The following is a 20540-nucleotide window of genomic DNA, read 5'->3' as shown; positions in this document are numbered from 1 at the left end:
GCAGATGAGCGTCGACTTCGAGCAGCATCCCGCCGACACCCCGTTCCACCGCAGGCTCGTCTACGGAGAACGCCCGGACGGTGCGTGGATGACGCACGGGCCTGCCAACGCCTACGAGTCGGTCGTCATGCGTCCGCTCGAGCCGATGCTGGTGCCCGAGAAGCCGCGCAACGGGGAGCTCGATCCCGAGAACTGCGGCTCGTGCAAGCCCGATGAGCACACGATCTGGCACGACGACCTGTGGCAGGTGCGGGCCGGATGGGAGCCGGGCGGGCTTCCGTTCATCGGGGCGATCGCCCCGCGCGAGCACTGGCTGCTCGAAGACGCTCCCGTCGAGGTCCTTGCCGCGCTCGGGCCGTTGATGCAGCGGATCTCGGAGGCCGTGAAGAGCATCCCCGGTGTTGCGCGGTGTCACTTCAGCAGGTTCAACGACGGTTCGGCGCACCTTCACCTCTGGGCTTTCGCCCGGCCTGCCGGGATGATGCAGGGCCGAGGCGCGGTGCTCTCGTACTGGGACGGGATGCTCCCCGAGATGACCGAGGAGATGATGAACGAGTTCCTCGAGATCGTCGCCGCGTCGCTCGCCGCTGGGGGAGGTACGGCCTTTCCGGAGCGCGGGCGAGCCTGAGCAGCCGTGTTCGATTCCGATATCTGCGACCGGAGGGGCAGACTGGGGGCGTGCGAACCATCCGTGATCTGGACACCGTTGAACTCATCATCGCCGCGCAGGGCCTGCTCGACTCCATCCGCGGCCCCGAGCGCGTGATCGACGCCGGCACTCTGCGAGCTCTTCAGCAGTCGGGCAACTACGTCGTCGGACTCTTCGATGCCGAGGACGGGGAAGAGCGGATGGTGGGGGCCTCGATCGCCTTCTTCGGCGCCCCCGGACGCCGGGCGATGCACTCGCACATCACGGCGTTGCTGCCCGAATACCGCGGACGCGGCTGGGGACGAGAGCTCAAAGAGCACCAGCGCCAATGGGCGTTCTCGCGGGACGTCGGTCGCATCACCTGGACGTTCGATCCGCTGGTCGCCCGCAACGCGCACTTCTTCCTCACAGTGCTCGGTGCCCGCGTGACCGGGTACTCGGTGAACCGCTACGGCATCTTCGGCGGAGGCGATGCCGGAGACGAGAGCGACCGGCTCGACGTCGAATGGGCGCTCGCCGACATCGCCAAGTCGCCGGCATCCGACGAGGTTGTGGAGACGCTGGAGATCCCGAGCGACATCGAGAGCATCCGCGTCGAGGATCCGGATGCTGCGCACGAATGGCGCACCCGTCTGCGTGCGCAGATGGAGGGTCTGCTGAGCAGCGGCCTGACGCTCTCGGGGTTCGATGTCGAGAAGGGCTACCTCTTCACGGCCTGAGGGCTCGGACAGACCTGGCCAGGGTCCTGAGGCGAACCGGTCGCGGATAAGATTGATGTGCCCGTGATCACGGGCTTTCCCGCATGCGACCATTGGAGCCACCGTGGCCGAACAGTCCCGTCTTGACAAGGTCATCGCCCTTGCCCGCCACCGCGGGTTCGTCTTCCAGGCGGGTGAGATCTACGGCGGTTCCCGGTCCGCGTGGGACTACGGGCCCCTCGGCACGGAGCTCAAAGAGAACATCCGCCGCCAGTGGTGGCAGACGTTCGTGCGCGGCCGTGGCGACATGGTCGGACTCGACTCGAGCATCATCCTGCCCAAGCGCGTGTGGGAGGCCTCTGGTCACGTCGCGACCTTCACCGACCCGCTGGTCGAGTGCCTGAGCTGCCACAAGCGCTTCCGCGCCGACACTCTGATCGAGGACTTCGAGGCGCGCAAGGGTCGCAAGGCGGAGAACGGCCTCGCCGACGTGCCGTGCCCCAACTGCGGCACCAAGGGCCAGTACACCGAGCCGAAGTCGTTCTCGGGTCTCGTGAAGACGTACCTCGGTGTGGTCGACGATGAGTCGGGCCTCTACTTCCTCCGCCCGGAGACGGCACAGGGCATCTTCGTCAACTTCTCGAACGTTCTGACGGCCAGCCGCAAGAAGCCGCCGTTCGGCATCGGCCAGGTCGGCAAGGCGTTCCGCAACGAGATCACCCCCGGCAACTTCATCTTCCGCACGCGTGAGTTCGAGCAGATGGAGATCGAGTTCTTCACGCCCCCCGCTGACGCGCAGCAGTGGTTCGAGCACTGGGTCGAGGCGTGCTGGAACTGGTTCATCGATCTCGGGATCGACCCCGAGAACATGCGTCAGTTCGACGTGCCCGAGGACGACCGCGCGCATTACTCCGCCGGCACCATCGACGTCGAGTACCGCTTCGGCTTCACAGGCAAGGAGTGGGGCGAGCTCATGGGCGTCGCCAACCGCACCGACTACGACCTGTCGAGCCACAGCGAGGCGTCTGGTCAGAGCCTCACCTACTTCGACCAGGCCACGGGCGACCGTTACACGCCGTACGTGATCGAACCGTCGTTCGGCCTCACCCGCGCCATGATGGCCTTCCTCGTCGACGCGTACCGCGAAGAGGAGGTGCCGAACGCCAAGGGCGGCACCGACGTGCGCACAGTGCTCAAGCTCGACCCGCGGCTGGCCCCGGTCAAGGCGGCCGTGCTGCCGCTGAGCCGCAACGAGCGGCTGTCGCCGCTCGCTCGCGAGGTCGCCGACACGCTGCGCAGCTCGTGGGCCGTCGACTTCGATGACGCGGGTGCGATCGGTCGCCGGTATCGCCGACAGGACGAGATCGGCACGCCGTTCTGCGTCACGATCGACTTCGACTCGCTCGACGACCGTGCCGTGACCGTGCGCGACCGCGACACCATGGCGCAGGAGCGCGTCTCGATCGACGAGCTGCACCAGTACCTGGCTGAGCGACTCAAGGGCGCGTGACGCTCGGACGATCAGAACGAGAGGCCCGCTGTCCGACAGGATGGCGGGCCTCTCGCGTCAGCCGGTGACGGTCAGCTGCACCTGATCGGTGCCGCCCGCCTCGACCCAGGCCAGCGATCGCTCGAGGATGCCGCGGAGCACGTCGAGGTCGATCTTCTCGAAGTCCTTGATGTAGAGGCATCCGACGCCCGTGCTGTGCGGGCCGAGCTTCTCGAGCGCCTCGGAGTGCGCGTCGACGCCGTCGAACAGATAGATCGTCGTAGCCGCCTTGCGGGGGGCGAAGCCGAGGAGTCCGCTGTCGCCCTCGGTGCCGGTCGGGTAGCGGTAGTGACAGCTGCCGAAGCCGATGATCGTGCCCCAGGTCTGAGGGTCGCGGCCTGTGATCTCCTGCATGAGGGCGGTCAGCGTCTCGGCATCCCGACGTCGGACGGCCGGGGTGGATCGGGCGATGAGTCCGGCGACGTCGTCGCCGGTGGGCTTCATGCCTTCGCCTTCGCCGCGGCCTTCATGGCCTTCTTGTGTTCGCGCACCTTGGTGAGCGATTCGGGCGAGACGATGTCGGCGACGCTGCGGTAGGAACCCTCGGTGCCGTAGTCGCCCGCGGCCTCGCGCCACCCGGCGCCGGTGAACCCGTACTGCTTGCCGAGCAGAGCCAGGAAGATCTTCGCCTTCTGCTCGCCGAAGCCGGGGAGAGCCTTGAGTCGCTTGAGCACCTCGGCGCCCGACGGGTCGCCTTCGGTCCAGAGTGCCGAGGCGTCTCCGCCCCACTGATCGACGATCTCCTGACAGAGCGTCTGCACGCGAGTCGCCATCGAACCGGGGAACCGATGCACGGCTGGGGTCGTCTTGAACGCCTCGAGGAACTCGTCGGGGTCCATCGCCGCGATGGTGGCCGCATCGGTCGCGCCGGTGCGCTGCTCGATCTTGAGGGGTCCTGCGAACGCCGTCTCCATCGGGACCTGCTGGTCGAGCAGCATCCCGACCAGCAGTGCGAGCGGATTGTCGGTGAGCAGAGCGTCGGCGGCGGTGTCTCCGGTGATGTGAAGGGCCATGCGTCCAGTCTGGCATCCCCGATGGCGGCAGCGGAGTCAGATGCGCTGCAGCTTCGGGAGCGGACCCTCGAGGCGTGCGATGGACACTCTCACGTCGGCGATGTCGGCTTTGAGCTCGACCCTGAGTTCGGTGATCTGCGTCTCGAGTCGCGTGAACCTCTCATCGATGCTGTCGAAGCGGGTGTCCAGTCCCCGGGAGTGCTTCGCGAGCATTCTGGAGACCCCGCCGAGCACGGTCGCGCTGAACGCGAAGAGGGCGATGATGATGCCGATCACATCCGGATCCACGAGCATCCTCCCAGTCTGCGTTCGGGGAAGGGATTTGTCATGGTTCGACGATATGAAGCACGGACGATGCGTGCAGGCGTCCGAGCCGAGATCCTCGGAGCCGGGGGAGAGGTCTCCGCCGAGGATGATCGTGCAGTGAGGGTGAGGCCCTCAGGCGGTCGCTGCGTCGTCTGCGTCAGACGCCTGCGCGGGCTCGATCGGCTCGATGCCGTACATCGTCGAGAGCGCGGCGGCGAAGTCGTCTGCCCGGCCGGTGGCGGCGAGTTCGTGCGCGCGCGTGGTCGGCACGTGCAGCAGCACGCCGGTGAGGTGGCGCAGGGCCTGCTCGACCTTGCCGTCGTCGTCGCCCCTGGCGCGGGCTCGGGCGATCTCGGACTCGAGCAGTGCGAACATGTGCGACCGCAGTGCGACGACCGAGGGGGTGACGCTCTGGCGGCTGCCGACGACGTGGAAGGTGTCGGCGGCTTCGCGCACGACGGTGCGCGCGGCATCCGTCGCCTGCAGCTCCTCGAGCGGTGCGTGCAGGCTGATGGTCTCGAGGTCGAGCAGAGCCACGCCCTCGAGGGCAGCGACAGCGGGGTCGACGTTGCGCGGCATGCCGAGGTCGACGACCATCTGGTGGTGGGATGCGACGGGGCAGCCCTCAGGGGCGATGCCGGTCGGCGCCTGCAGGTGCTCGGGGGTGAGCACGGGAGCGGCCGCCGTCGTGCAGGTGATCAGCAGGCTCGATCGCGAGGCGACGCGCGCGTAGTCCTCAGCGGAGACCGGGCGGATGCCGTGCTTCGCGGCGAACTTCTCAGCGCGGCCCGAGGGCGAGTACACCGAGATGTTCACGGCTCCTCGTTCGCGCAGCGTCGCGAGGGTGACGGCTGCATAGGCGCCGGTGCCGACGAGCAGCACGCGCTCGGCCGACCAGTCGACGATGCGGCTGTCGGCGAGCTCGAGAGCGAGTCGCACGAGTGAACGACCGGCGCGGCCGAGCGCAGTGACGTTCTTGACCTTGCGCTGCGCCTGGCTGGCCCGCTGGAAGAGGCGCTCGAGCTCGGGGGAGGTCGTGCCCTCCTTGCGTGCGGACTTGAGCGCACGACGCACCTGGCCGGCGATCTCGCCTTCGCCCGACACGACGGACTCGAGGCCGGATGCGACCGAGAAGAGGTGCTCTGCGACACGGCGGCCGGAGTGCACCTCGTAGGCGCCGTCGAGTTCGGTGGCGCGGATGCCCGTGGACGCCTCGACAGCCTCGAGCACTGCCTCGACGCCGATCGCACCTGCGGCGGTGACGGGCTCGTCCATCTCGACGTAGGCCTCGAAGCGGTTGCAGGTAGCAAGAACGACCGCACCCTGCACGCAGGACGCCATGTCCACAACCGTGGAGGCGACGTCGTCGGGGGTGCGGCTCAGGCGTTCGAGCAATTCGAAGGGGGCGGTCTTGTGACTCGCCGTGACAACCAGCAGCACCTTTCGATTCTACCTGAGGCTTCATGCAGGTCGGCCCAGGGGCGGATGGGAGGATGGACGCATGCCTCTCTCCGACGCTCCGCTGCTGCGCGCCCTCACCGGCCCCCGACCTGAGCACGCCCCCGTGTGGTTCATGCGCCAGGCCGGCCGATCGCTGCCCGAGTACCGCGAGCTGCGGGTCGGAACGCGGATGCTCGACGCCTGCCTCACGCCCGACCTCGCCGCAGAGATCACTCTGCAGCCGGTGCGGCGTCACGGCGTCGATGCTGCGGTGTTCTTCAGCGACATCGTCATCCCGCTGCGACTGGCGGGCGTGGAGGTCGAGATCGAGGCCGGACGCGGCCCGGTGTTCGCGAATCCCGTGCGCACCGCGGGCGACGTCGATCGCATCACCTCCATCGATCCCCTCTCGCTCGACGGCACCGCGATCGCCGAGGCCGTGGGCATCGTCACCGCAGAGCTCGGGGACACCCCGCTGATCGGCTTCGCCGGTGCCCCGTTCACGCTGGCCGCCTACCTCGTCGAGGGCGGCCCGTCGAAGGAGCACCTGCGCGCCCGCGCCATGATGCACGCCGACCCCGACTCGTGGAATCGTCTCGCGGGCTGGCTGGCGCAGGTCTCGCGCCGGTTCCTCGAGATCCAGCGCGACGCGGGAGCATCCGTGGTGCAGCTGTTCGACTCGTGGGCCGGATCCCTGAGCACCGCCGACTACCGCGCATTCGTGGCTCCGCACTCGAAGGTCGCGCTCGATGGCATCGGCGTGCCGAGCATCCACTTCGGCGTGGGCACCGGACCCTTCCTCGACGACATGCGCCTGGACGGAATCGCGGACGGCGTCGGCGTCGACTGGCGCCTGCCGCTCGATGAGGCCGCGGCGATCCTCGGACCCGACGTCTCGGTGCAGGGCAACATCGACCCGGCGCTGCTCTCGGCGCCGTGGCCGGTGCTCGAGGCGCACGTGCGCGACGTGGTCGAACGCGGGCGCGCGGCCAGGGGCCACATCGTCAACCTCGGACACGGCGTTCCCCCCGAGACCGACCCCGATCAGCTCACCCGGATCGTCGAACTGGTGCACTCGATCTGAGAGAACCGGTCCACCCGATCTGACAGCCAGGGGCGGGTCGCTCCGGCGTCATCGTCTCGGACGCGGAACGCTATCTAGCATGAGTGCTATATTGCAAACATGACAGACAGTGCGTCAGACATCTTCGCGGCATTGGCCCATCCGACGCGTCGTCAGATCCTGCAGGACCTCAAGGACGGCGAGCTCGCGGCGGGTGAGATCGCCTCGCGGTTCTCGGCGAGCGGCCCCACGATCTCGCGGCACCTGAGCGTGCTGCGCCAGGCGGGCCTCGTCAGTGAGCGTCGCGATGCCAACCGCATCCTGTACTCCCTCGTCGGCGAGCGTCTCGCGCTCTCCGTCGGCGACTTCCTCTCGACCGTGTGCCCCGAGCAGATCGTGCTCCGCGAGGTGCGCAAGCGTGGCTCCGGGCGCGCCGCCGCTGCGGCCGTCGAGGCCTGAGCCGGCGCATCCTCGACTGAGCGGCCCCCGGATGGATCTCCGCACCGTGCCCGTTTCTCCGGTCGCAACCGGCGAGGCATCCAGGTCGCGGGTGAAAGGATTGACGTATGCCGTCGAATCCCGCGAACCGTGAGTCGTCCCGAGCCGAGCCCGCCACGCTGGCAGCCCGCGCGGCCACGCGCCACATCGTCGTCATCGGCGGTGGCATCGGGGGGCTGATCGCGGCTCGCGAATGCGTCAAGGTCGGCATGCACGTCACCGTGCTCGAGGCGTCGGATGCCGTCGGCGGCGCGATCCGTCAGGCCGAGATCGACGGTGTCGTCGTGGATGCCGGGGCGGAGAGCTACGCGACGCGGGGCGGACGGGTGCGAGCGCTCCTCAACGAACTCGGCCTCACCGATCGCATCGTCGCCCCCGCGGCGGGCAGCGCCTGGCTCGCGGGCATCCCCGGCGTCGGGGCCGCGCCGCTGCCGGTCGGCGGCATCCTCGGCATCCCGAGCAACCCGTTCCAGGAGGACGTGCGCCGCATCATCGGCTGGTCGGGAGTGTGGCGTGCCTACCTCGACCGCGTGCGCCCGCCCCTCACGATCGGCCACAGCCAGAGCCTCGGCAAGCTGGTGTCCTCGCGCATGGGCGTCAAGGTGCGAGACCGGCTGGTGGCTCCGGTGACGACGGGCGTGTACTCCGCATCACCCGAAGACGTCGATGTCGACATCGCTGCGCCCGGGCTCAACGCCGCCCTCACGCGCGTCGGTTCTCTGTCGGGTGCTGTGCAGGCTCTTCGTGACGAGAGCGCGGCGCGGGCGGCGCAGGCGGCTGCGGCGCAGGCGCCCGGTGCGGCCGTGGAAGGCATCGCCGGCGGCATGATGGTGCTGATCGAGGCACTGGTCGCCGACATCGAGAAGCTCGGCGGCGTCGTCCGCACTGGCGTGCGGGTGTCTGAGATCGCGCAGTCCGCTGCGAGCTGGACGGTGCGTGCCGAAGGGCGAGCGCTCGCGGATTCGGATGCCGATGCGGAGTCGGCCACGGAGGCCCTCGAGTTCAGCGCCGACGGCGTGGTGCTGGGAACCTCGGAGGCCGGGGCACGGCATCTGCTCGAGAACATCGCACCCGCACTCGCCGAGACCACGGCGGCGGATGCGCCCGAGATCGAGATCGTCACGCTGCTGCTGCGGGCCTCCGCACTGCAGGGCGCTCCTCGGGGGACGGGCGTCCTCACAGTTCCAGGAAGCCACACAGCGAAGGCGCTCACGCACTCGACGGCGAAGTGGGAATGGCTCAGGGCCGCCGCCGGGGATCGGCATCTGGTGCGCGTCTCCTTCGGCGCTCAGGGAGAACCGGCCGCCACCGCAGGCCTCGACGATGACGCGACTGCTCAGCTCGCGCTCCGGGAGGCATCCGCTCTTCTCGGCGTTCCGCTCGCCCCTGGCGATCTCATCGGTGCGCACCGTTCGCGGTTCGTCCAGTCGCAGCCCGCGTCGATCATTGGCTCGGGCGAGCGGCGGGAGGCGGCGCGCGCGGCCATCCGGGCCGTTCCCGGCCTCGCGGCGGTGGGTGCGTGGCTCGCCGGCACCGGACTCGCGCAGGTGATCCCCGATGCGCGCGAGGAAGCCGATCGGCTGCGGCGCTCACTGATCTGGGACTGACACGCGTGGCGTGGGGCTGCGTTCCGGGCGCGGCCGAGAGCGTGACGCGCACCCTGAGGTCAACCCGAAAGTCGCCCTGCTGTCAACCCTCTGCCTGACAGATGCCGAAATCGGCATACGGGGCTACGCTGGACACCTGGCAGGCGGCTCCGCGCCGTCGGTTCGCCCCAGGCGTTCACACCGGAACAACGTGAGGAGACCCCATGAAGGGGAAGATCGGACTCGTCGTAGGAATCGGCGTGGGATACGTACTCGGAACGCGCGCAGGACGCGAGCGTTACGAGCAGATCAAGACGCAGTGGCTGAAGGTCTGGAACCTCGACCCCGTGCAGGATCAGGTCGACAAAGTCAAGGGCTACGTCGGCGACAAGGCCGCAGCAGTGCCCGGTGCGATCTGGACCGGCGTGCAGAAGGTCGTCAAGTCGGCCAGCGGCGGCGACAAGACCGCAGGTCAGCGACTCGACTCCGCTGTCGCTGCCGGACGCAAGGCCGCTGACGACATCGTCGACGCCACCGAAGACGCTGTCGAAGAGGTCAAGGACGCCGCGAAGAAGGACGACGCGAAGAAGCCCGCGGCCAAGAAGCCGGCATCCTCGCGCTCCACCGCCGCGAAGTCTGGCAGCTGACATGCCCCGCGGATACCGCGATCGTGCCGAGGACAGCCTGCTGTCCCTGATCGGCGATCTTCCCGAGCTCATCAGCAGCCTCGTGAAGGCCGAGATCAACGCGGCCAAGACCTGGATCTCGAAGACGGCGAAGGATGCCGGAATCGGCTCCGTCTGGTTCCTCGTCGCGCTCTTCTTCCTGTTCTGGGCCGTGCCGGTGATCCTGGTCTTCGCGATCGCCGGGCTGTCGTCGTGGTGGCCGGTCTGGCTCTCCGCGCTGGCAGTGTTCGGAATCCTGATCCTCGCCGTGCTGCTGTTCGCGCTGCTCGGCATCCTGAAGTTCCGCAAGGTGCTCGCTCGGAAGAACCCCGCCCAGGCGGTGGGCGAGGACATCAGACTCGTGAAGGAAGCCGGCTATGACGAACTCTGAGATCACGAGGCCGCTGCCCAAGACGGCTGTCCCCGCAGGGATCGTCGATCCGGTGCAGTCCGCCCGCGCCGAGCTCAAGGCCGCGCTCGCGGCGATCGAGGTCAAGGGCAACTTCCCTCGGCGGATCGACAAGGCATCGAAGCGCGCTGCGGCGAAGGCGCGGGTCTTCGCCGACCGCAACCCAGCCGCCGCCATCGCCGGAGCGGTGGGAGTCGCCGTGATCGTGGGCGGAGCCGTCTGGGCGATCGCCCGCGCGCTTTCTCGCTGACCGGAGGCGCATCCTCCCATCCTGACTCGCGTTCGCGAGTGATTCACAAAGGGGGCAGACTGGATCCATGTCCGATGCACGCGAAGAGAACCCGTCCGGCTTCACCCTCTGGGCCGTCTGGCGACGAAACCCCGATGTCGCGGTCACCGAGTCCGACTCCACGGAACTCGAGACGATCGTCTCCTACATCGAGGATTCCGGAGTCACGGTCCGCGGCTTCTACGACGTCTCGGGCCTGAAGGCCGACGCCGACCTGCTGGTGTGGCTGCACGGGGACACTGCGGAAGATCTTCAGAAGGCCCTGCGGCGCCTGCGGCGCACCGAGCTGCTGCGCACTCTGCTTCCTGTGTGGAACGTCATGGGCGTGCATCGGGATGCCGAGTTCAACCGTGCGCACGTGCCCGGGTTCCTCCGCGGTGTCGAGCCGAAGGACTGGCTGTGCCTCTACCCGTTCGTCCGCACGCCCGAGTGGTATCTCGCACCGGAGGAGGAGCGTCGCAAGATGCTCGCCGATCACGGTCGCAAGGGCGCTGCCTTCAAGGGAGTCATCGCCAACACGGTCGCCGCATTCGCTCTGGGTGACTACGAGTGGATCCTGCCGCTCGAAGCCGACGAGGTCACCGAGCTGGTCGACCTCATGCGTGACCTGCGCTACACCGACGCGCGTCTCTACGTGAAGGAGGAGATCCCGTTCTACACGGGCCGTCGCCTCCGGTTCGACGAGATCGCGGACGTGCTGCAGTAGGTCGACGATGAGCACTCAGAGTCACACTGCCGTCCCGATCCGACTGGGCACTCGCCGCAGCGCGCTCGCGCAGGCGCAGTCGGGTCATGTCGCCGCCGCCCTAGAGAAGATCTCGGGGCGCCCCGTCGAGCTCGTGCCGATCACCAGCGAGGGCGACACGAATCGTGCGTCGCTGTCGGAGATCGGCGGCCAGGGCATCTTCGCCACGCGTCTGCGTGAGGCGCTGCTCGCGGGGGAGTGCGACATCCTCGTGCATTCGCTCAAAGACCTTCCCACCGCGATCCCCGAGGGGCTTGTCATCGCCGCCACTCCGGTGCGTGAGGACGCGCGCGATGTCGCGATCACGCGCGGGGGCACGCCGCTGCACGAGCTGCGCACCGGCAGCAAGGTCGGCACGGGGTCACCTCGCCGCATCGCGCAGGTGCACCGCAGGGCTCCGCACGCGGAGGTCGTCGACATCCGCGGCAACGTCGACTCGCGTCTGCAACGGGTCGCGTCGGGTGAGCTGGACGCCGTCATCCTCGCTGCCGCCGGCCTTTCGCGCCTCGGCACCGACTCGCCGCTTCGCCGTGAGGAGCTGGGGCTGTCCGAATGGCCGACCGCACCGGGTCAGGGTTCGCTCGCGGTCGAGACCCGGTCCGATGCTCCGGCTGAGCTCCTCGCCGCGCTCGCCGAACTCGACGACCACGACACTCGGCTGGCCATCACGGTCGAGCGCGGGATTCTGGAAGGACTCGACTCCGGATGCCAGGCGCCGATGGCCGCTCATGCGGTCGTGGACGGCGATGAGATCCGCGTCAGGACGGTCGTTTACTCGACCGACGGCGGTCGCCGGATCGGCCTCGACGTCACGGAGAGTCTGAACGGGGAGTATATTCGTCGGAACGGCAGCGGCAATGGAGCGGATGCTGCCGGTGGTGCAGACCCGATGCGCACAGCACGCGAGTTCGGGTTGTCTGTCGCCCATCGGCTGCTCGAGCAAGGGGCGGCCGACCTCGTCTCCCGAGAGCATTCCTCATCATGACCAATTCGAAGCAGGACCGACCGCTGGACGGCTGGCGCATCCTCGTACCCCGTGGAGGCCCGTGGGGCGACGGCGTCGCCGCCAGTCTCCGTTCCCGGGGAGCGGTGCCCGTCGTCGCGCCGCTGATCAACTTCGCGGCCACCACAGATCAGGCCGCGCTCGACGTGGCGCTCACCCGCCTGGCTGCCGGAGAGTACGACTGGTTGACGGTGACCAGTGCGACGACCGTCGACGTGATGTTCGCGCACCGCGCTGTGGTGCCGCGTCGTACGAAGATCGCGGCAGTCGGAGAGACGACCGCAGCCGCTCTGCAGGCCGTCGGGTATGAAGTCGCGATGGTGCCGGATGAAGACAATTCGGCTGCGGGCATGGCAGAGCAGCTCATCGCCCTCGAGGCCGAGCCGCGTCGCATCCTGGCTCTGCGCAGCGAGATCGCGAAGCCCGTGCTCAGCGTCCTCCTGCAGGAGGCCGGTCACGACGTCGACAGCGTCGTCGCCTACCGGACCGTGGGCGTGCCGGTCACCGACCGCATCAAGCGCGACGTCGAGAACGGACGCATCAACGCGATCCTGATCACGAGCGGTTCGGTCGCCGAGCAGGTGCGCGAGCAGTTCCCGCTGATCCCGGATGAGACGCTGCTGGCTGCGATCGGTCCGCGGACTGCGAAGGATGCCGACAAGGCAGGTCTTCCGATCACGGTCGTCGCCGATCGTCAGACGGTCGACGCGCTCATCGATGCCGTGTCGAGCTACACCCTCCCGCACGCGGCGGACGAGCTGGCGCCGTGAGCTTCCCCGACGTCCGACTGCGCCGACTGCGGCAGTCCCCTGCCGTCAGGGGTCTGGTGCGCGAGACCTCCCTCGAGCCGCGGCAGCTGGTGCTCCCGCTGTTCGTCCGTGAGGGACTCACTGAGGCCGCCCCCATCGGGTCGATGCCCGGAGTCGCGCAGCATTCGCTCGATTCTCTGCGTGCCGCCGCCACCGAGGCGGCCGAGGCGGGTGTCGGCGGTGTGATGCTGTTCGGAGTCCCCGCAGTCAGAGACGCGCAGGGCTCGGGCGCCGACGATCCCCAGGGCATCCTGAACGTCGCCACCGAGGTGCTCGCGGCCGAGGTCGGGGACGCCCTCGTGGTGCAGACCGACCTGTGCCTCGACGAGTTCACCGACCACGGGCACTGCGGCGTGCTCGCGCCTGACGGCACCGTCGACAACGACGCGACGCTCGAACGCTACGCGTCGATGGCCCTGGCTCAGGCTCGGGCGGGCTCTCAGCTGCTCGGCCTCTCGGGAATGATGGACGGCCAGGTCGCCGTCATCCGCGAGGCGCTCGATTCCGAGGGCTTCACCGACACACTGCTTCTCGCCTACGCCGCAAAGTATGCGAGCGCGTTCTACGGTCCGTTCCGTGAGGCCGTGGATTCGCAGCTGAAGGGCGACCGTCGCACGTACCAGCTCGACCCCGGCAACCGCCGCGAGGGCGTGCGGGAGGCTGTCGTCGACGAGGAGGAGGGTGCGGACATCGTCATGGTGAAACCCGCCATGGCCTTCCTCGACGTGCTGCGTGAGGTGCGAGACACCGTGCACATTCCGGTGTGGGCATATCAGGTGTCCGGCGAGTACGCGATGATCGAGGCCGCTGCCGCGAACGGCTGGATCGATCGCCGCGCGTCGATCCTCGAGTCGCTGCTGTCGATCCGCCGCGCTGGCGCAGATGTCGTCCTGACGTACTGGGCGACAGAAGCCGCTCGCTGGCTGCGCCCCTGATCGCGCTCCGTCGACTCGGCGAGGTCGTCTGAGTCCCTCCCTCAGGTCTGCGGACTAGCCTGGAGGGGATGCCGGGAGAGCTCCGTGCATCGCTGAGGAGTGTGCTGTGACCGACCGCAATGATGACCTGTTCTCCGCTGCCCGCACGGTGATCCCCGGTGGTGTGAACTCGCCCGTGCGCGCATACGGTTCGGTCGGAGGCACGCCGCGCTTCCTCGCGTCGGCCGCGGGTGCGACGGTGACCGATGCCGCAGGCAACGAGTACGTCGACCTCGTCGCGTCGTGGGGTCCGGCCCTGCTCGGCCATGCGCAGCCTGAGGTCGTCGCCGCCGTGCAGGAGGCGGCGACTCGAGGACTCTCGTTCGGCGCCCCGACCGAGGGCGAGGTCGAACTCGCTCAGCTGATCGCAGATCGTGTGCGGTTCGGGGAGACCCGGCCCATCGAGCGAGTGCGGCTCGTCTCGACCGGCACAGAAGCGACGATGACCGCGATCCGCCTTGCCCGCGGTGCCACCGGGCGCGACCTGCTGGTCAAGTTCGCCGGCCACTACCACGGTCACTCCGACGGTCTCCTCGCCGCGGCCGGTTCCGGCGTCGCGACTCTCGCTCTGCCCGGCTCCGCGGGGGTGCCCGCGCCGATCGCCGCACAGACCCTCGTGATCGACTACAACGACCCGGGCGCGCTCGAGGCCGTCTTCGCCGAGCACGGTCCGCGCATCGCCGCGGTGATCGTCGAGGCCGCAGCCGCGAACATGGGTGTGGTTCCGCCGCTGCCAGGGTTCAACCGGCTGCTGGCCGAGACCGCACACGCTCATGGCGCGCTGTTGATCCTCGATGAGGTGCTGACGGGCTTCCGCGTGCACCCCGCAGGCTTCTGGGGGCTCCAGGCCGCGGCCGGCGAGGACTACCTGCCCGACATCTTCACGTTCGGCAAGGTCGTCGGCGGAGGAATGCCCCTGGCCGCTCTCGGTGGACGCGCTGAGGTCATGGACCTGCTGGCACCTCTCGGCCCGGTCTACCAGGCTGGCACGCTCTCGGGCAACCCGCTGTCGGTCGCCGCCGGCCTGGCGACTCTGAGGCTCGCGACCCCTGAGGTCTATGCGACCGTCGATGCCGCCGCAGCCAGGGTCTCTGGCGCCCTGGACGCCGCTCTCGCGGACGCAGGTGTCACCCACGCCGTCGCGCACGCGGGAAACCTCTTCAGCGCTTCGTTCCGCGCTTCAGCGCCTCGCAACTATGCCGAGGCCCAGGCCCAGGAGTCGTTCCGGTACGCGCCGTTCTTCCACGCGATGCGCGAGCAGGGCGTCGCGCTGCCTCCGAGCGTGTTCGAGGCCTGGTTCCTGACAGCCGCGCACGGCGAGGAAGAGCTTCAGCGCATCGAAGCGGCGCTCCCGATCGCGGCCGAGGCTGCTGCCCGCGCACAGGCGTAAGCTGCACGATCCCGCCTCATGCCGGGCGTGAGTGCTTTGCGTGAGGCACGTGCGCGTCGCGCGAAGCGTGTGTGTATCGCGTGAGGCGCGTCTGCGTCGACTGAGTCGTGTGTGCCGCTCGAGATTCGACGGACTACGGCGTGATCAACGTCAGACGAACATGACTCGTCGTGACGGTGAGTCCCGATAGGTGCGGCCGAGTGGGCTGAACCAGTCGATCGTGCCGTCGGGAAGCTGCTGCGCCGTCCAACGATGGTCGTCAGCGAGGTCTGGATGCTTGAGAGAGTGGTGCCGCGCGCACAGATGGGCGAGGTTGTGGAGCTCGGTCCGCCCGCCCTTGGCATGATCGAAAGTGTGATCGACCTGGCACCGATGCGCCGGCATCCTGCAGCCGGGGAACCGGCAGTGTTGATCTCGCGCACAGAGGAACCGCCGCATGGGTTCTGTCGGCCGGTAGGTGTCGGTCTCGACGACAAGTCCGGTCGGATCGAGGAACAACCGGGACCATCCGCCGTTGCGGCCCGCGAGATCCCGGGCGATATCGGGGTGCAGCGGCCCGTGTCCGTCGAGCTGCGCGGGGCGATCGTCGCACCCCGCGAGCGTGGTGGCGGCGACTGTGACATGGATGCGCCCCTGGATGTTGTCGAGTCCTGAGCCGTTTGCCGCGCTCGGATCGGAAGCGAGCAGGAGGTCGATCAGCAGATCTGCCCGCACCTGATCGATCGTGCGGGTGTCGGACGGGATGTGTTCGACCGTGGGGCCGGTCGGATCGGTTGTGAAAGTCCCGTCGCCGAAGATCGCGTAGTCGTCACGCGACGGGTCGTCTTGCGCGATGTCGTCCGGATAGATCGGATTCTCGCCGTCGTCCATCGGATCGAGCGTCGGCTCACGGTCGTTCCGCCCGGCGATGACGACGTGCGCGAGTCGGGTGAGCCGGTCGAGGATCGCCGTCGCGAGATGCTCGGGGAGCACGACTGTCAGCACACACAGACCGTCTCCTGCCGGGCGTACGGTGACGGTGCGCTCCGACTTCGAGCGCGCATGGCGCTCGGTGACCGTGGAGCCTGCCAGGACGGCGGCCAGCTCGCGCAGGTGCGCTCGTGTTCGCGCAGGGGTCTCCCGTTCGGCCACGATGACCGCGACCGTGTCGTACAGCGGCAGCACATCGGCATCCGCTCGCCCGTTGTTGACCGCCTCCCGGACCACTCCTGCGGCCCGCACGATCTCGCGGACATGCGCCGCCGTGATGTGGCCGGCCCTGAAAGCCGAACGCACACCGGGGTGGCTGGCGGCGAGGACGCCGGCATCGGTGAACGCGTATTCGACGCTGCCCTGAGTGAGGCGGCCCGCCGCGGAGTACTCCGCGATCATCGACCTGTGGATGGCGTCGCGGTGGAACGGGTTCTCGTCGGAGTCAGACCGGCTCAGGTGAATCCGCTCGGCAAGAAGATCGGACGCCTCGGCTTCGAGGCGTGCGATCTGTCGCCGCTTCTCGACCCACGAGTCGAGCAGCGCAGCGCGTCGCTCGAGGTCGGAATCGGTGGCGGATGTCATGCTCCGACTCTAGTAGATTTGTTCGAAGGTCGAGCAGAACATCGGAATGGAAGAAGGTGGAATCGTGGGAACCGACAACGGATCGTTGCCTTCCTGTGAACAAGACACAGACATCTGGAAGGGTGCCGCTGGCAGACTGGACGCATGGTGACGTTGCTGCTGGACCAGACGCAACTCGAGATCGTGCTCTCGCCGATCGAACGTGCGGCGAGCTTCCACCGCGACAATGTGAGGCTCGTGCGCGACACCATCACCAAGGTCCAGCTGATCGACGACGCATGGACCTGGTTGCGTGGCGTGCCGAATCCGGGAACGCACATCCCCGGAGTGCTCGCCGCCGGAACGTGGAAGGCTGCGGGCAGCGTCGACTTCGTCCTCATCCGCCGCCGACGTCCCAGCGTCGTCATCGACCTCTCCGGTGACGAGCAGTACCGACGACTGATCCTCACGACGAGGCACGGCCTCGCTCTGACCCAGGCGCTCCGACTCGATGTGTCGGATGAACCGGCAGACGTCGAGGAGATCGTGGCCACATCGCCCACGCCGGTGTCGAAGGGGAGTCGCCGTCCGGTGATCCGCCCACGGCCCGCCTGAGCGATCCGAGAACGAGCGAACGCCCTCCGCAGCCTCACGGCGCGGAGGGCGTTCGCGTCGGTGCCCTCGAGCGGTGACCTCAGGACCGGTCGTGCTCGCCCTCGTGGTGCTCGTGGTGCTCGCCCTCGTGGTGCTCGTGGTGCTGGCCCTCGTGCTGCTGGCCCTCGTGCTGCTCGCCCTCGTGCTGCTCGTGGTGCTCGCCATCGCGACCGTCGTTCGCCTCGGGAGCGGCATCCGCCTCTGTCTCCGCCTCTGCTGAGGCGTCGACTTCTCCGAGCGGGTAGTCCTTGGGCTCGTCCTCGTAGTACGCGCGTGCAGCGGCAGCGAGCATCGAGGTGACGGCAGCCGAACGGGGGTCGTCGTCGCCAGACGCTTCAGCCGTCGCGTCATCCGACGATTCGTCGGACTCGTCGGAATCGTGCGATTCGTCGGACTCGTCGGACTCGTGTGCCTCGGCGAAGAACTCGACTCCGGAGTGCTCGCCGGTGCCGTCTTCGTTCGCACTCGGGTCTGTCGCGTCAGCGACGTGACCGTCGGTGTCGTCACTGACGCGGGCGTCGGTGTCGTCGGCGGCATGAGCGTCCGGCGCGTCGGCCGGGGCGGTGCCGAAGAGGATGTCGTCGAACGACGGCTGGGCGTTCGCCGCTTCGGTGTCCGCGGGCGCCTGCGGCTCGGTCGATCCGCCTGCCGGGTCATCATCGCCGTGGGCGTCCTCGCGGCCCGCATGCGCGGCCTCCGACGCGACGTCGGCCGCATCTTCCGCGTCGTTCGCATCCGAGGCATCGGCCGCATAGCGGAGCTCCGCCGCGGCGTACTCGACGTCACGAGCCGCATCCGCCGCATCAGCTGCGTCGTCGGCCTCGGCATCCGCCGCATCAGCTGCGTCGTCGGCCTCGGCATCCGCCGCGTCGGCCTCTGCGCGGGCGGCGTCGGCCGCGTCCGCATCGGATTCGGAGAGAACCGACGCATCCGCATCGGTCGCAGCTGCATCGGACTCGGACACATCGGACCCCGCGACATCCTGAGCCTGCAGGGTCTCGGAATCGGCGTGGTCGGAGTCGGCCACGTCCGACGACTCGGATGGCGCCGCGGAATCGACGACAGGCGCTCCGGCATCCGCGACCGGCGCTGCGGAATCGACCGGCGCGGCGGTGATGGCCTGCGGCGCGAGCCTGCCGCCGCGGACGAGCTCGATGAAGACGTCCTCTAGAGTGGGGCCGCGCTGAACCAGGGTGGCGAGGGCGATGCCGGCCGATGCCGCGATGGCGCCGACGGCTCCCGCGTTGCTGCCGCGAACCGTGAGACCCGATCGGAGCACCTCGACCTCGAGGCCCGCTGCCGAGAGCGCGGACTTCAGTGCGGCACGATCCGCCGCGTCGACCACGACAGAACCGGCAGAAGGGTCGGCGAGCGTCTCGATGCCGCTCGAGAGAACGAGCTGGCCCTTCGAGAGCACGAGCACGTGGTCTGCGACCTGTTCGATCTCGCTCAGCACGTGCGAGGAGACGAGAACCGTGCGGCCCTCGTCGGCGAGGCGACGCAGAAGGAGGCGGATCCAGCGGATGCCCTCAGGGTCGAGGCCGTTGGCCGGCTCGTCGAAGACCAGAGCGCCGGGGTCGCCGAGCAGCGCGTGTGCCACGCTCAGCCGCTGACGCATTCCGAGCGAGAAGCTGCCGATGCGACCTTCGGCCTCGTGCTCGAGACCGACCAGCGAGAGGACCTCGTCGACACGCGAGAGCGGGATGCCGTTGGCCTTGGCAGCGATCGTCAGCTGGCGTGAGGCCGAGCGGCGAGGCCGATACGCGGTCTCCTCCAGGACGGAACCGATCGTGCGCAGCGGGTGACGCAGCTCTGCATGCGAGACTCCGCCGATCGTGGCGGTGCCGCTCGTGGCGCGCACCTGGCCGAGGAGGATGCGCAGGGTGGTGGTCTTGCCGGCGCCGTTCGGGCCGAGGAAAGCGGTCACGACACCGGGCTCGACTCGCGCGGAGAAGTCGGACACCGCCGTCACGTCGTTGAAGCGCTTCGTGACGTGCGTGAACTCGAGCACCTGTCCGTCGGGCATCTGCGACCTCTCGTTGCAGTGGGCAGTTCTGTCTATCCTGCCGGAAAAGCCGCAGGATCGTGCATTTACCCTACGAACGCGGCCGGATGCAAGGGTCCGTCGAGCGGGTAGCCTGGCACCCGTGACCGAATCCAGCGCCGCTTCCCGGGTCCTCGTCCGCACCGAAGGGGCCCTCGGCAGGCTGACCCTGAACCGGCCGGAAGCGATCAACGCGCTCGACCCCGGGATGATCCAGCAGCTCACCGAGGCCCTCGAGCGTTGGCGCGACGACACCGATGTGCAGATCGTCGTCATCGACGGCGCGGGCGAGCGAGGCATGTGCGCGGGGGGAGACGTTCGCGCACTGCATGGGCAGATCGTGGCCGGACGCACTGAGGAGACCGCCGAGTTCTTCCGCGCCGAGTACGCATTGAACGCGATGATCGCCGAGTACCCGAAACCCATCGTCTCCATCGCCGACGGCATCACGATGGGCGGCGGCGTCGGCCTGTCGGGTCACGCGGCCATCCGCATCGTCACCGAGCGTTCCCGGCTGGCGATGCCCGAGACGCGCATCGGATTCACCCCCGACGTCGGCGGCACGTGGCTGCTGGGGCGGATGCCAGGGCGATTCGGGGAGTACTTCGGACTCACGGGCTCGACGATGAACGGAGCGGATGCGGTGCTGCTCGGCTTCGCCGACCACTTCGTGCCGTCCGACCGGCTCGATGCGCTGCGGGAGGCGCTGGCCTATCGTGCCGACCCGACGGGGCCGGCCGAGATCGTGCTGCTGTTCGACGAGACCCCCGAGCCGTCTGCGCTCCCGGCGTCACGCGATTGGATCGACCGCGCGTTCTCGTCCGACACGGTTGCGGAGACCGTGTCGCGGCTCCGTTCTGAGGAGGCTGCGGATGCCGCGGCGACCGCGGACCTGCTCGAGAGCCTGGCACCGACCGGACTCGCCGTCACCCTCGACGCCGTCAGGGAGGCACGTCGACTCCCGAACCTGCGCGCCGCTCTCGAGGGCGAGTACCGCCGCGTGATGTGGTTCGTGACGCAGCATCCCGATCTGGTCGAGGGCATCCGCGCGCAGGTCGTCGACAAGGACCGCAATCCGAAGTGGAACCCGGCGACCATCGCCGAGCTCCCGTCGGATGCCGGTGCTGAGGCTCGGGATTTCGTGCCCGAACGCTCGCTCTTCTGAGGTATCTCGATATATCTGCGGTTGTTCGCCGCGGTGCATAAACCGCTGGCCGCGGGCC

The 20540-nt window shown here is 68.6% G+C and carries 22 protein-coding genes; 16 read left to right on the top strand and 6 right to left on the bottom strand.

Annotated elements, in window-relative coordinates:
• The first annotated feature begins 4 nt into the window (after positions 1-4).
• The 3 genes from AC04ME_RS12165 to AC04ME_RS12155 all read left to right on the top strand — a co-directional run bounded on the left by AC04ME_RS12165 (position 5) and on the right by AC04ME_RS12155 (position 2857).
• Positions 5-628, top strand: coding sequence for a hypothetical protein (locus AC04ME_RS12165; RefSeq protein ID WP_079113688.1), 624 nt, complete (start codon positions 5-7; stop codon positions 626-628).
• Between the two features lie 50 nt (positions 629-678).
• Complete coding sequence (locus tag AC04ME_RS12160) at positions 679-1368, top strand: GNAT family N-acetyltransferase (RefSeq protein ID WP_042541296.1); 690 nt, start codon at positions 679-681, stop codon at positions 1366-1368.
• Positions 1369-1471: 103 nt separating this feature from the next.
• A complete protein-coding gene (locus tag AC04ME_RS12155) occupies positions 1472-2857 on the top strand; it encodes a glycine--tRNA ligase (RefSeq protein ID WP_042541298.1) in 1386 nt (461 codons plus the stop codon).
• A gap of 57 nt (positions 2858-2914) precedes the next feature.
• On the opposite strand, the gene AC04ME_RS12150 is transcribed toward AC04ME_RS12155, so the two are convergent.
• From AC04ME_RS12150 to AC04ME_RS12135, 4 genes are all read right to left on the bottom strand, one after another.
• Positions 2915-3340: a DUF1801 domain-containing protein gene (locus AC04ME_RS12150; RefSeq protein WP_475435189.1), complete on the bottom strand. Its 426-nt coding sequence runs from the start codon at positions 3338-3340 to the stop codon at positions 2915-2917.
• Positions 3337-3909: an HhH-GPD-type base excision DNA repair protein gene (locus tag AC04ME_RS12145; RefSeq protein ID WP_079113687.1), complete on the bottom strand. Its 573-nt coding sequence runs from the start codon at positions 3907-3909 to the stop codon at positions 3337-3339. The genes AC04ME_RS12150 and AC04ME_RS12145 overlap by 4 nt, the downstream gene beginning before the upstream one ends.
• Before the next feature lie 36 nt (positions 3910-3945).
• Positions 3946-4203, bottom strand: coding sequence for a hypothetical protein (locus AC04ME_RS12140; protein WP_475435187.1), 258 nt, complete (start codon positions 4201-4203; stop codon positions 3946-3948).
• A 144-nt stretch (positions 4204-4347) separates the two neighbouring features.
• The gene (locus tag AC04ME_RS12135) at positions 4348-5655 is read right to left on the bottom strand and encodes a glutamyl-tRNA reductase (protein ID WP_475435185.1); all 1308 of its coding nucleotides are present in this window, start codon (positions 5653-5655) and stop codon (positions 4348-4350) included.
• Between the two features lie 61 nt (positions 5656-5716).
• On the opposite strand from AC04ME_RS12135, the gene hemE reads away from it, so the two are divergent.
• From hemE to AC04ME_RS12080, 11 genes are all read left to right on the top strand, one after another.
• Positions 5717-6739 (top strand): uroporphyrinogen decarboxylase, encoded by a 1023-nt coding sequence (gene hemE, locus AC04ME_RS12130; RefSeq protein WP_475435184.1) that lies wholly within the window; start codon positions 5717-5719, stop codon positions 6737-6739.
• Positions 6740-6838: 99 nt separating this feature from the next.
• Positions 6839-7177 carry a metalloregulator ArsR/SmtB family transcription factor gene (locus AC04ME_RS12125; protein ID WP_042541309.1) on the top strand — a complete coding sequence of 113 codons (339 nt, stop codon included), beginning with the start codon at positions 6839-6841 and terminating at the stop codon, positions 7175-7177.
• A 107-nt stretch (positions 7178-7284) separates the two neighbouring features.
• On the top strand, positions 7285-8823 hold the full coding sequence (gene hemG / locus AC04ME_RS12120) for a protoporphyrinogen oxidase (protein WP_475435182.1): 1539 nt from the start codon (positions 7285-7287) through the stop codon (positions 8821-8823).
• Between the two features lie 203 nt (positions 8824-9026).
• Positions 9027-9449, top strand: coding sequence for a hypothetical protein (locus AC04ME_RS12115; protein ID WP_042541310.1), 423 nt, complete (start codon positions 9027-9029; stop codon positions 9447-9449).
• Position 9450: 1 nt separating this feature from the next.
• A complete protein-coding gene (locus AC04ME_RS12110; RefSeq protein WP_056374522.1) occupies positions 9451-9858 on the top strand; it encodes a phage holin family protein in 408 nt (135 codons plus the stop codon).
• Positions 9845-10126, top strand: coding sequence for a hypothetical protein (locus AC04ME_RS12105; protein ID WP_042541313.1), 282 nt, complete (start codon positions 9845-9847; stop codon positions 10124-10126). Before AC04ME_RS12110 ends, AC04ME_RS12105 begins: the two co-directional genes overlap by 14 nt.
• 67 nt (positions 10127-10193) lie before the next feature.
• Complete coding sequence (gene hemQ / locus AC04ME_RS12100) at positions 10194-10871, top strand: hydrogen peroxide-dependent heme synthase (protein ID WP_042541315.1); 678 nt, start codon at positions 10194-10196, stop codon at positions 10869-10871.
• Between the two features lie 7 nt (positions 10872-10878).
• Positions 10879-11895 carry a hydroxymethylbilane synthase gene (hemC, locus tag AC04ME_RS12095; protein ID WP_042541317.1) on the top strand — a complete coding sequence of 339 codons (1017 nt, stop codon included), beginning with the start codon at positions 10879-10881 and terminating at the stop codon, positions 11893-11895.
• Complete coding sequence (locus AC04ME_RS12090) at positions 11892-12683, top strand: uroporphyrinogen-III synthase (protein WP_056374518.1); 792 nt, start codon at positions 11892-11894, stop codon at positions 12681-12683. Before hemC ends, AC04ME_RS12090 begins: the two co-directional genes overlap by 4 nt.
• On the top strand, positions 12680-13657 hold the full coding sequence (hemB, locus tag AC04ME_RS12085) for a porphobilinogen synthase (protein ID WP_475435179.1): 978 nt from the start codon (positions 12680-12682) through the stop codon (positions 13655-13657). The genes AC04ME_RS12090 and hemB overlap by 4 nt, the downstream gene beginning before the upstream one ends.
• A 106-nt stretch (positions 13658-13763) precedes the next feature.
• Positions 13764-15086 (top strand): glutamate-1-semialdehyde 2,1-aminomutase, encoded by a 1323-nt coding sequence (locus AC04ME_RS12080; RefSeq protein WP_042541321.1) that lies wholly within the window; start codon positions 13764-13766, stop codon positions 15084-15086.
• 150 nt (positions 15087-15236) lie between these two features.
• On the opposite strand, the gene AC04ME_RS12075 is transcribed toward AC04ME_RS12080, so the two are convergent.
• Positions 15237-16640, bottom strand: coding sequence for an HNH endonuclease signature motif containing protein (locus AC04ME_RS12075; RefSeq protein ID WP_475435177.1), 1404 nt, complete (start codon positions 16638-16640; stop codon positions 15237-15239).
• Between the two features lie 144 nt (positions 16641-16784).
• On the opposite strand from AC04ME_RS12075, the gene AC04ME_RS12070 reads away from it, so the two are divergent.
• Positions 16785-17234: a hypothetical protein gene (locus tag AC04ME_RS12070; protein ID WP_056374511.1), complete on the top strand. Its 450-nt coding sequence runs from the start codon at positions 16785-16787 to the stop codon at positions 17232-17234.
• A 79-nt stretch (positions 17235-17313) separates the two neighbouring features.
• Here the strand turns inward: AC04ME_RS12070 and AC04ME_RS12065 are convergent, their stop codons facing one another.
• Entirely contained in the window at positions 17314-19299 is a 1986-nt protein-coding gene (locus tag AC04ME_RS12065; protein ID WP_475435175.1) for an ATP-binding cassette domain-containing protein, read from the bottom strand.
• Between the two features lie 121 nt (positions 19300-19420).
• Here AC04ME_RS12065 and AC04ME_RS12060 point away from each other — a divergent pair, with 121 nt between their 5' ends.
• Complete coding sequence (locus AC04ME_RS12060; protein WP_475435173.1) at positions 19421-20482, top strand: enoyl-CoA hydratase/isomerase family protein; 1062 nt, start codon at positions 19421-19423, stop codon at positions 20480-20482.
• Positions 20483-20540 lie beyond the last annotated feature (58 nt).

Source organism: Microbacterium sp. LjRoot205, from assembly GCF_056175745.1.
This window is presented reverse-complemented; position numbering and strand designations above follow the sequence as displayed.

Coding starts and splice junctions, on each gene's coding strand:
- AC04ME_RS12165 (WP_079113688.1), top strand. CDS start 5: ATGAGCGTCGACTTCGAGCAGCATCCCGCCGACACCCCGTTCCACCGC.
- AC04ME_RS12150 (WP_475435189.1), bottom strand. CDS start 3,340: ATGAAGCCCACCGGCGACGACGTCGCCGGACTCATCGCCCGATCCACC.
- AC04ME_RS12145 (WP_079113687.1), bottom strand. CDS start 3,909: ATGGCCCTTCACATCACCGGAGACACCGCCGCCGACGCTCTGCTCACC.
- AC04ME_RS12140 (WP_475435187.1), bottom strand. CDS start 4,203: ATGCTCGTGGATCCGGATGTGATCGGCATCATCATCGCCCTCTTCGCG.
- hemE (WP_475435184.1), top strand. CDS start 5,717: ATGCCTCTCTCCGACGCTCCGCTGCTGCGCGCCCTCACCGGCCCCCGA.
- AC04ME_RS12125 (WP_042541309.1), top strand. CDS start 6,839: ATGACAGACAGTGCGTCAGACATCTTCGCGGCATTGGCCCATCCGACG.
- hemG (WP_475435182.1), top strand. CDS start 7,285: ATGCCGTCGAATCCCGCGAACCGTGAGTCGTCCCGAGCCGAGCCCGCC.
- AC04ME_RS12115 (WP_042541310.1), top strand. CDS start 9,027: ATGAAGGGGAAGATCGGACTCGTCGTAGGAATCGGCGTGGGATACGTA.
- AC04ME_RS12110 (WP_056374522.1), top strand. CDS start 9,451: ATGCCCCGCGGATACCGCGATCGTGCCGAGGACAGCCTGCTGTCCCTG.
- AC04ME_RS12105 (WP_042541313.1), top strand. CDS start 9,845: ATGACGAACTCTGAGATCACGAGGCCGCTGCCCAAGACGGCTGTCCCC.
- hemQ (WP_042541315.1), top strand. CDS start 10,194: ATGTCCGATGCACGCGAAGAGAACCCGTCCGGCTTCACCCTCTGGGCC.
- hemC (WP_042541317.1), top strand. CDS start 10,879: ATGAGCACTCAGAGTCACACTGCCGTCCCGATCCGACTGGGCACTCGC.
- AC04ME_RS12090 (WP_056374518.1), top strand. CDS start 11,892: ATGACCAATTCGAAGCAGGACCGACCGCTGGACGGCTGGCGCATCCTC.
- AC04ME_RS12075 (WP_475435177.1), bottom strand. CDS start 16,640: ATGACATCCGCCACCGATTCCGACCTCGAGCGACGCGCTGCGCTGCTC.
- AC04ME_RS12070 (WP_056374511.1), top strand. CDS start 16,785: ATGGTGACGTTGCTGCTGGACCAGACGCAACTCGAGATCGTGCTCTCG.
- AC04ME_RS12065 (WP_475435175.1), bottom strand. CDS start 19,299: ATGCCCGACGGACAGGTGCTCGAGTTCACGCACGTCACGAAGCGCTTC.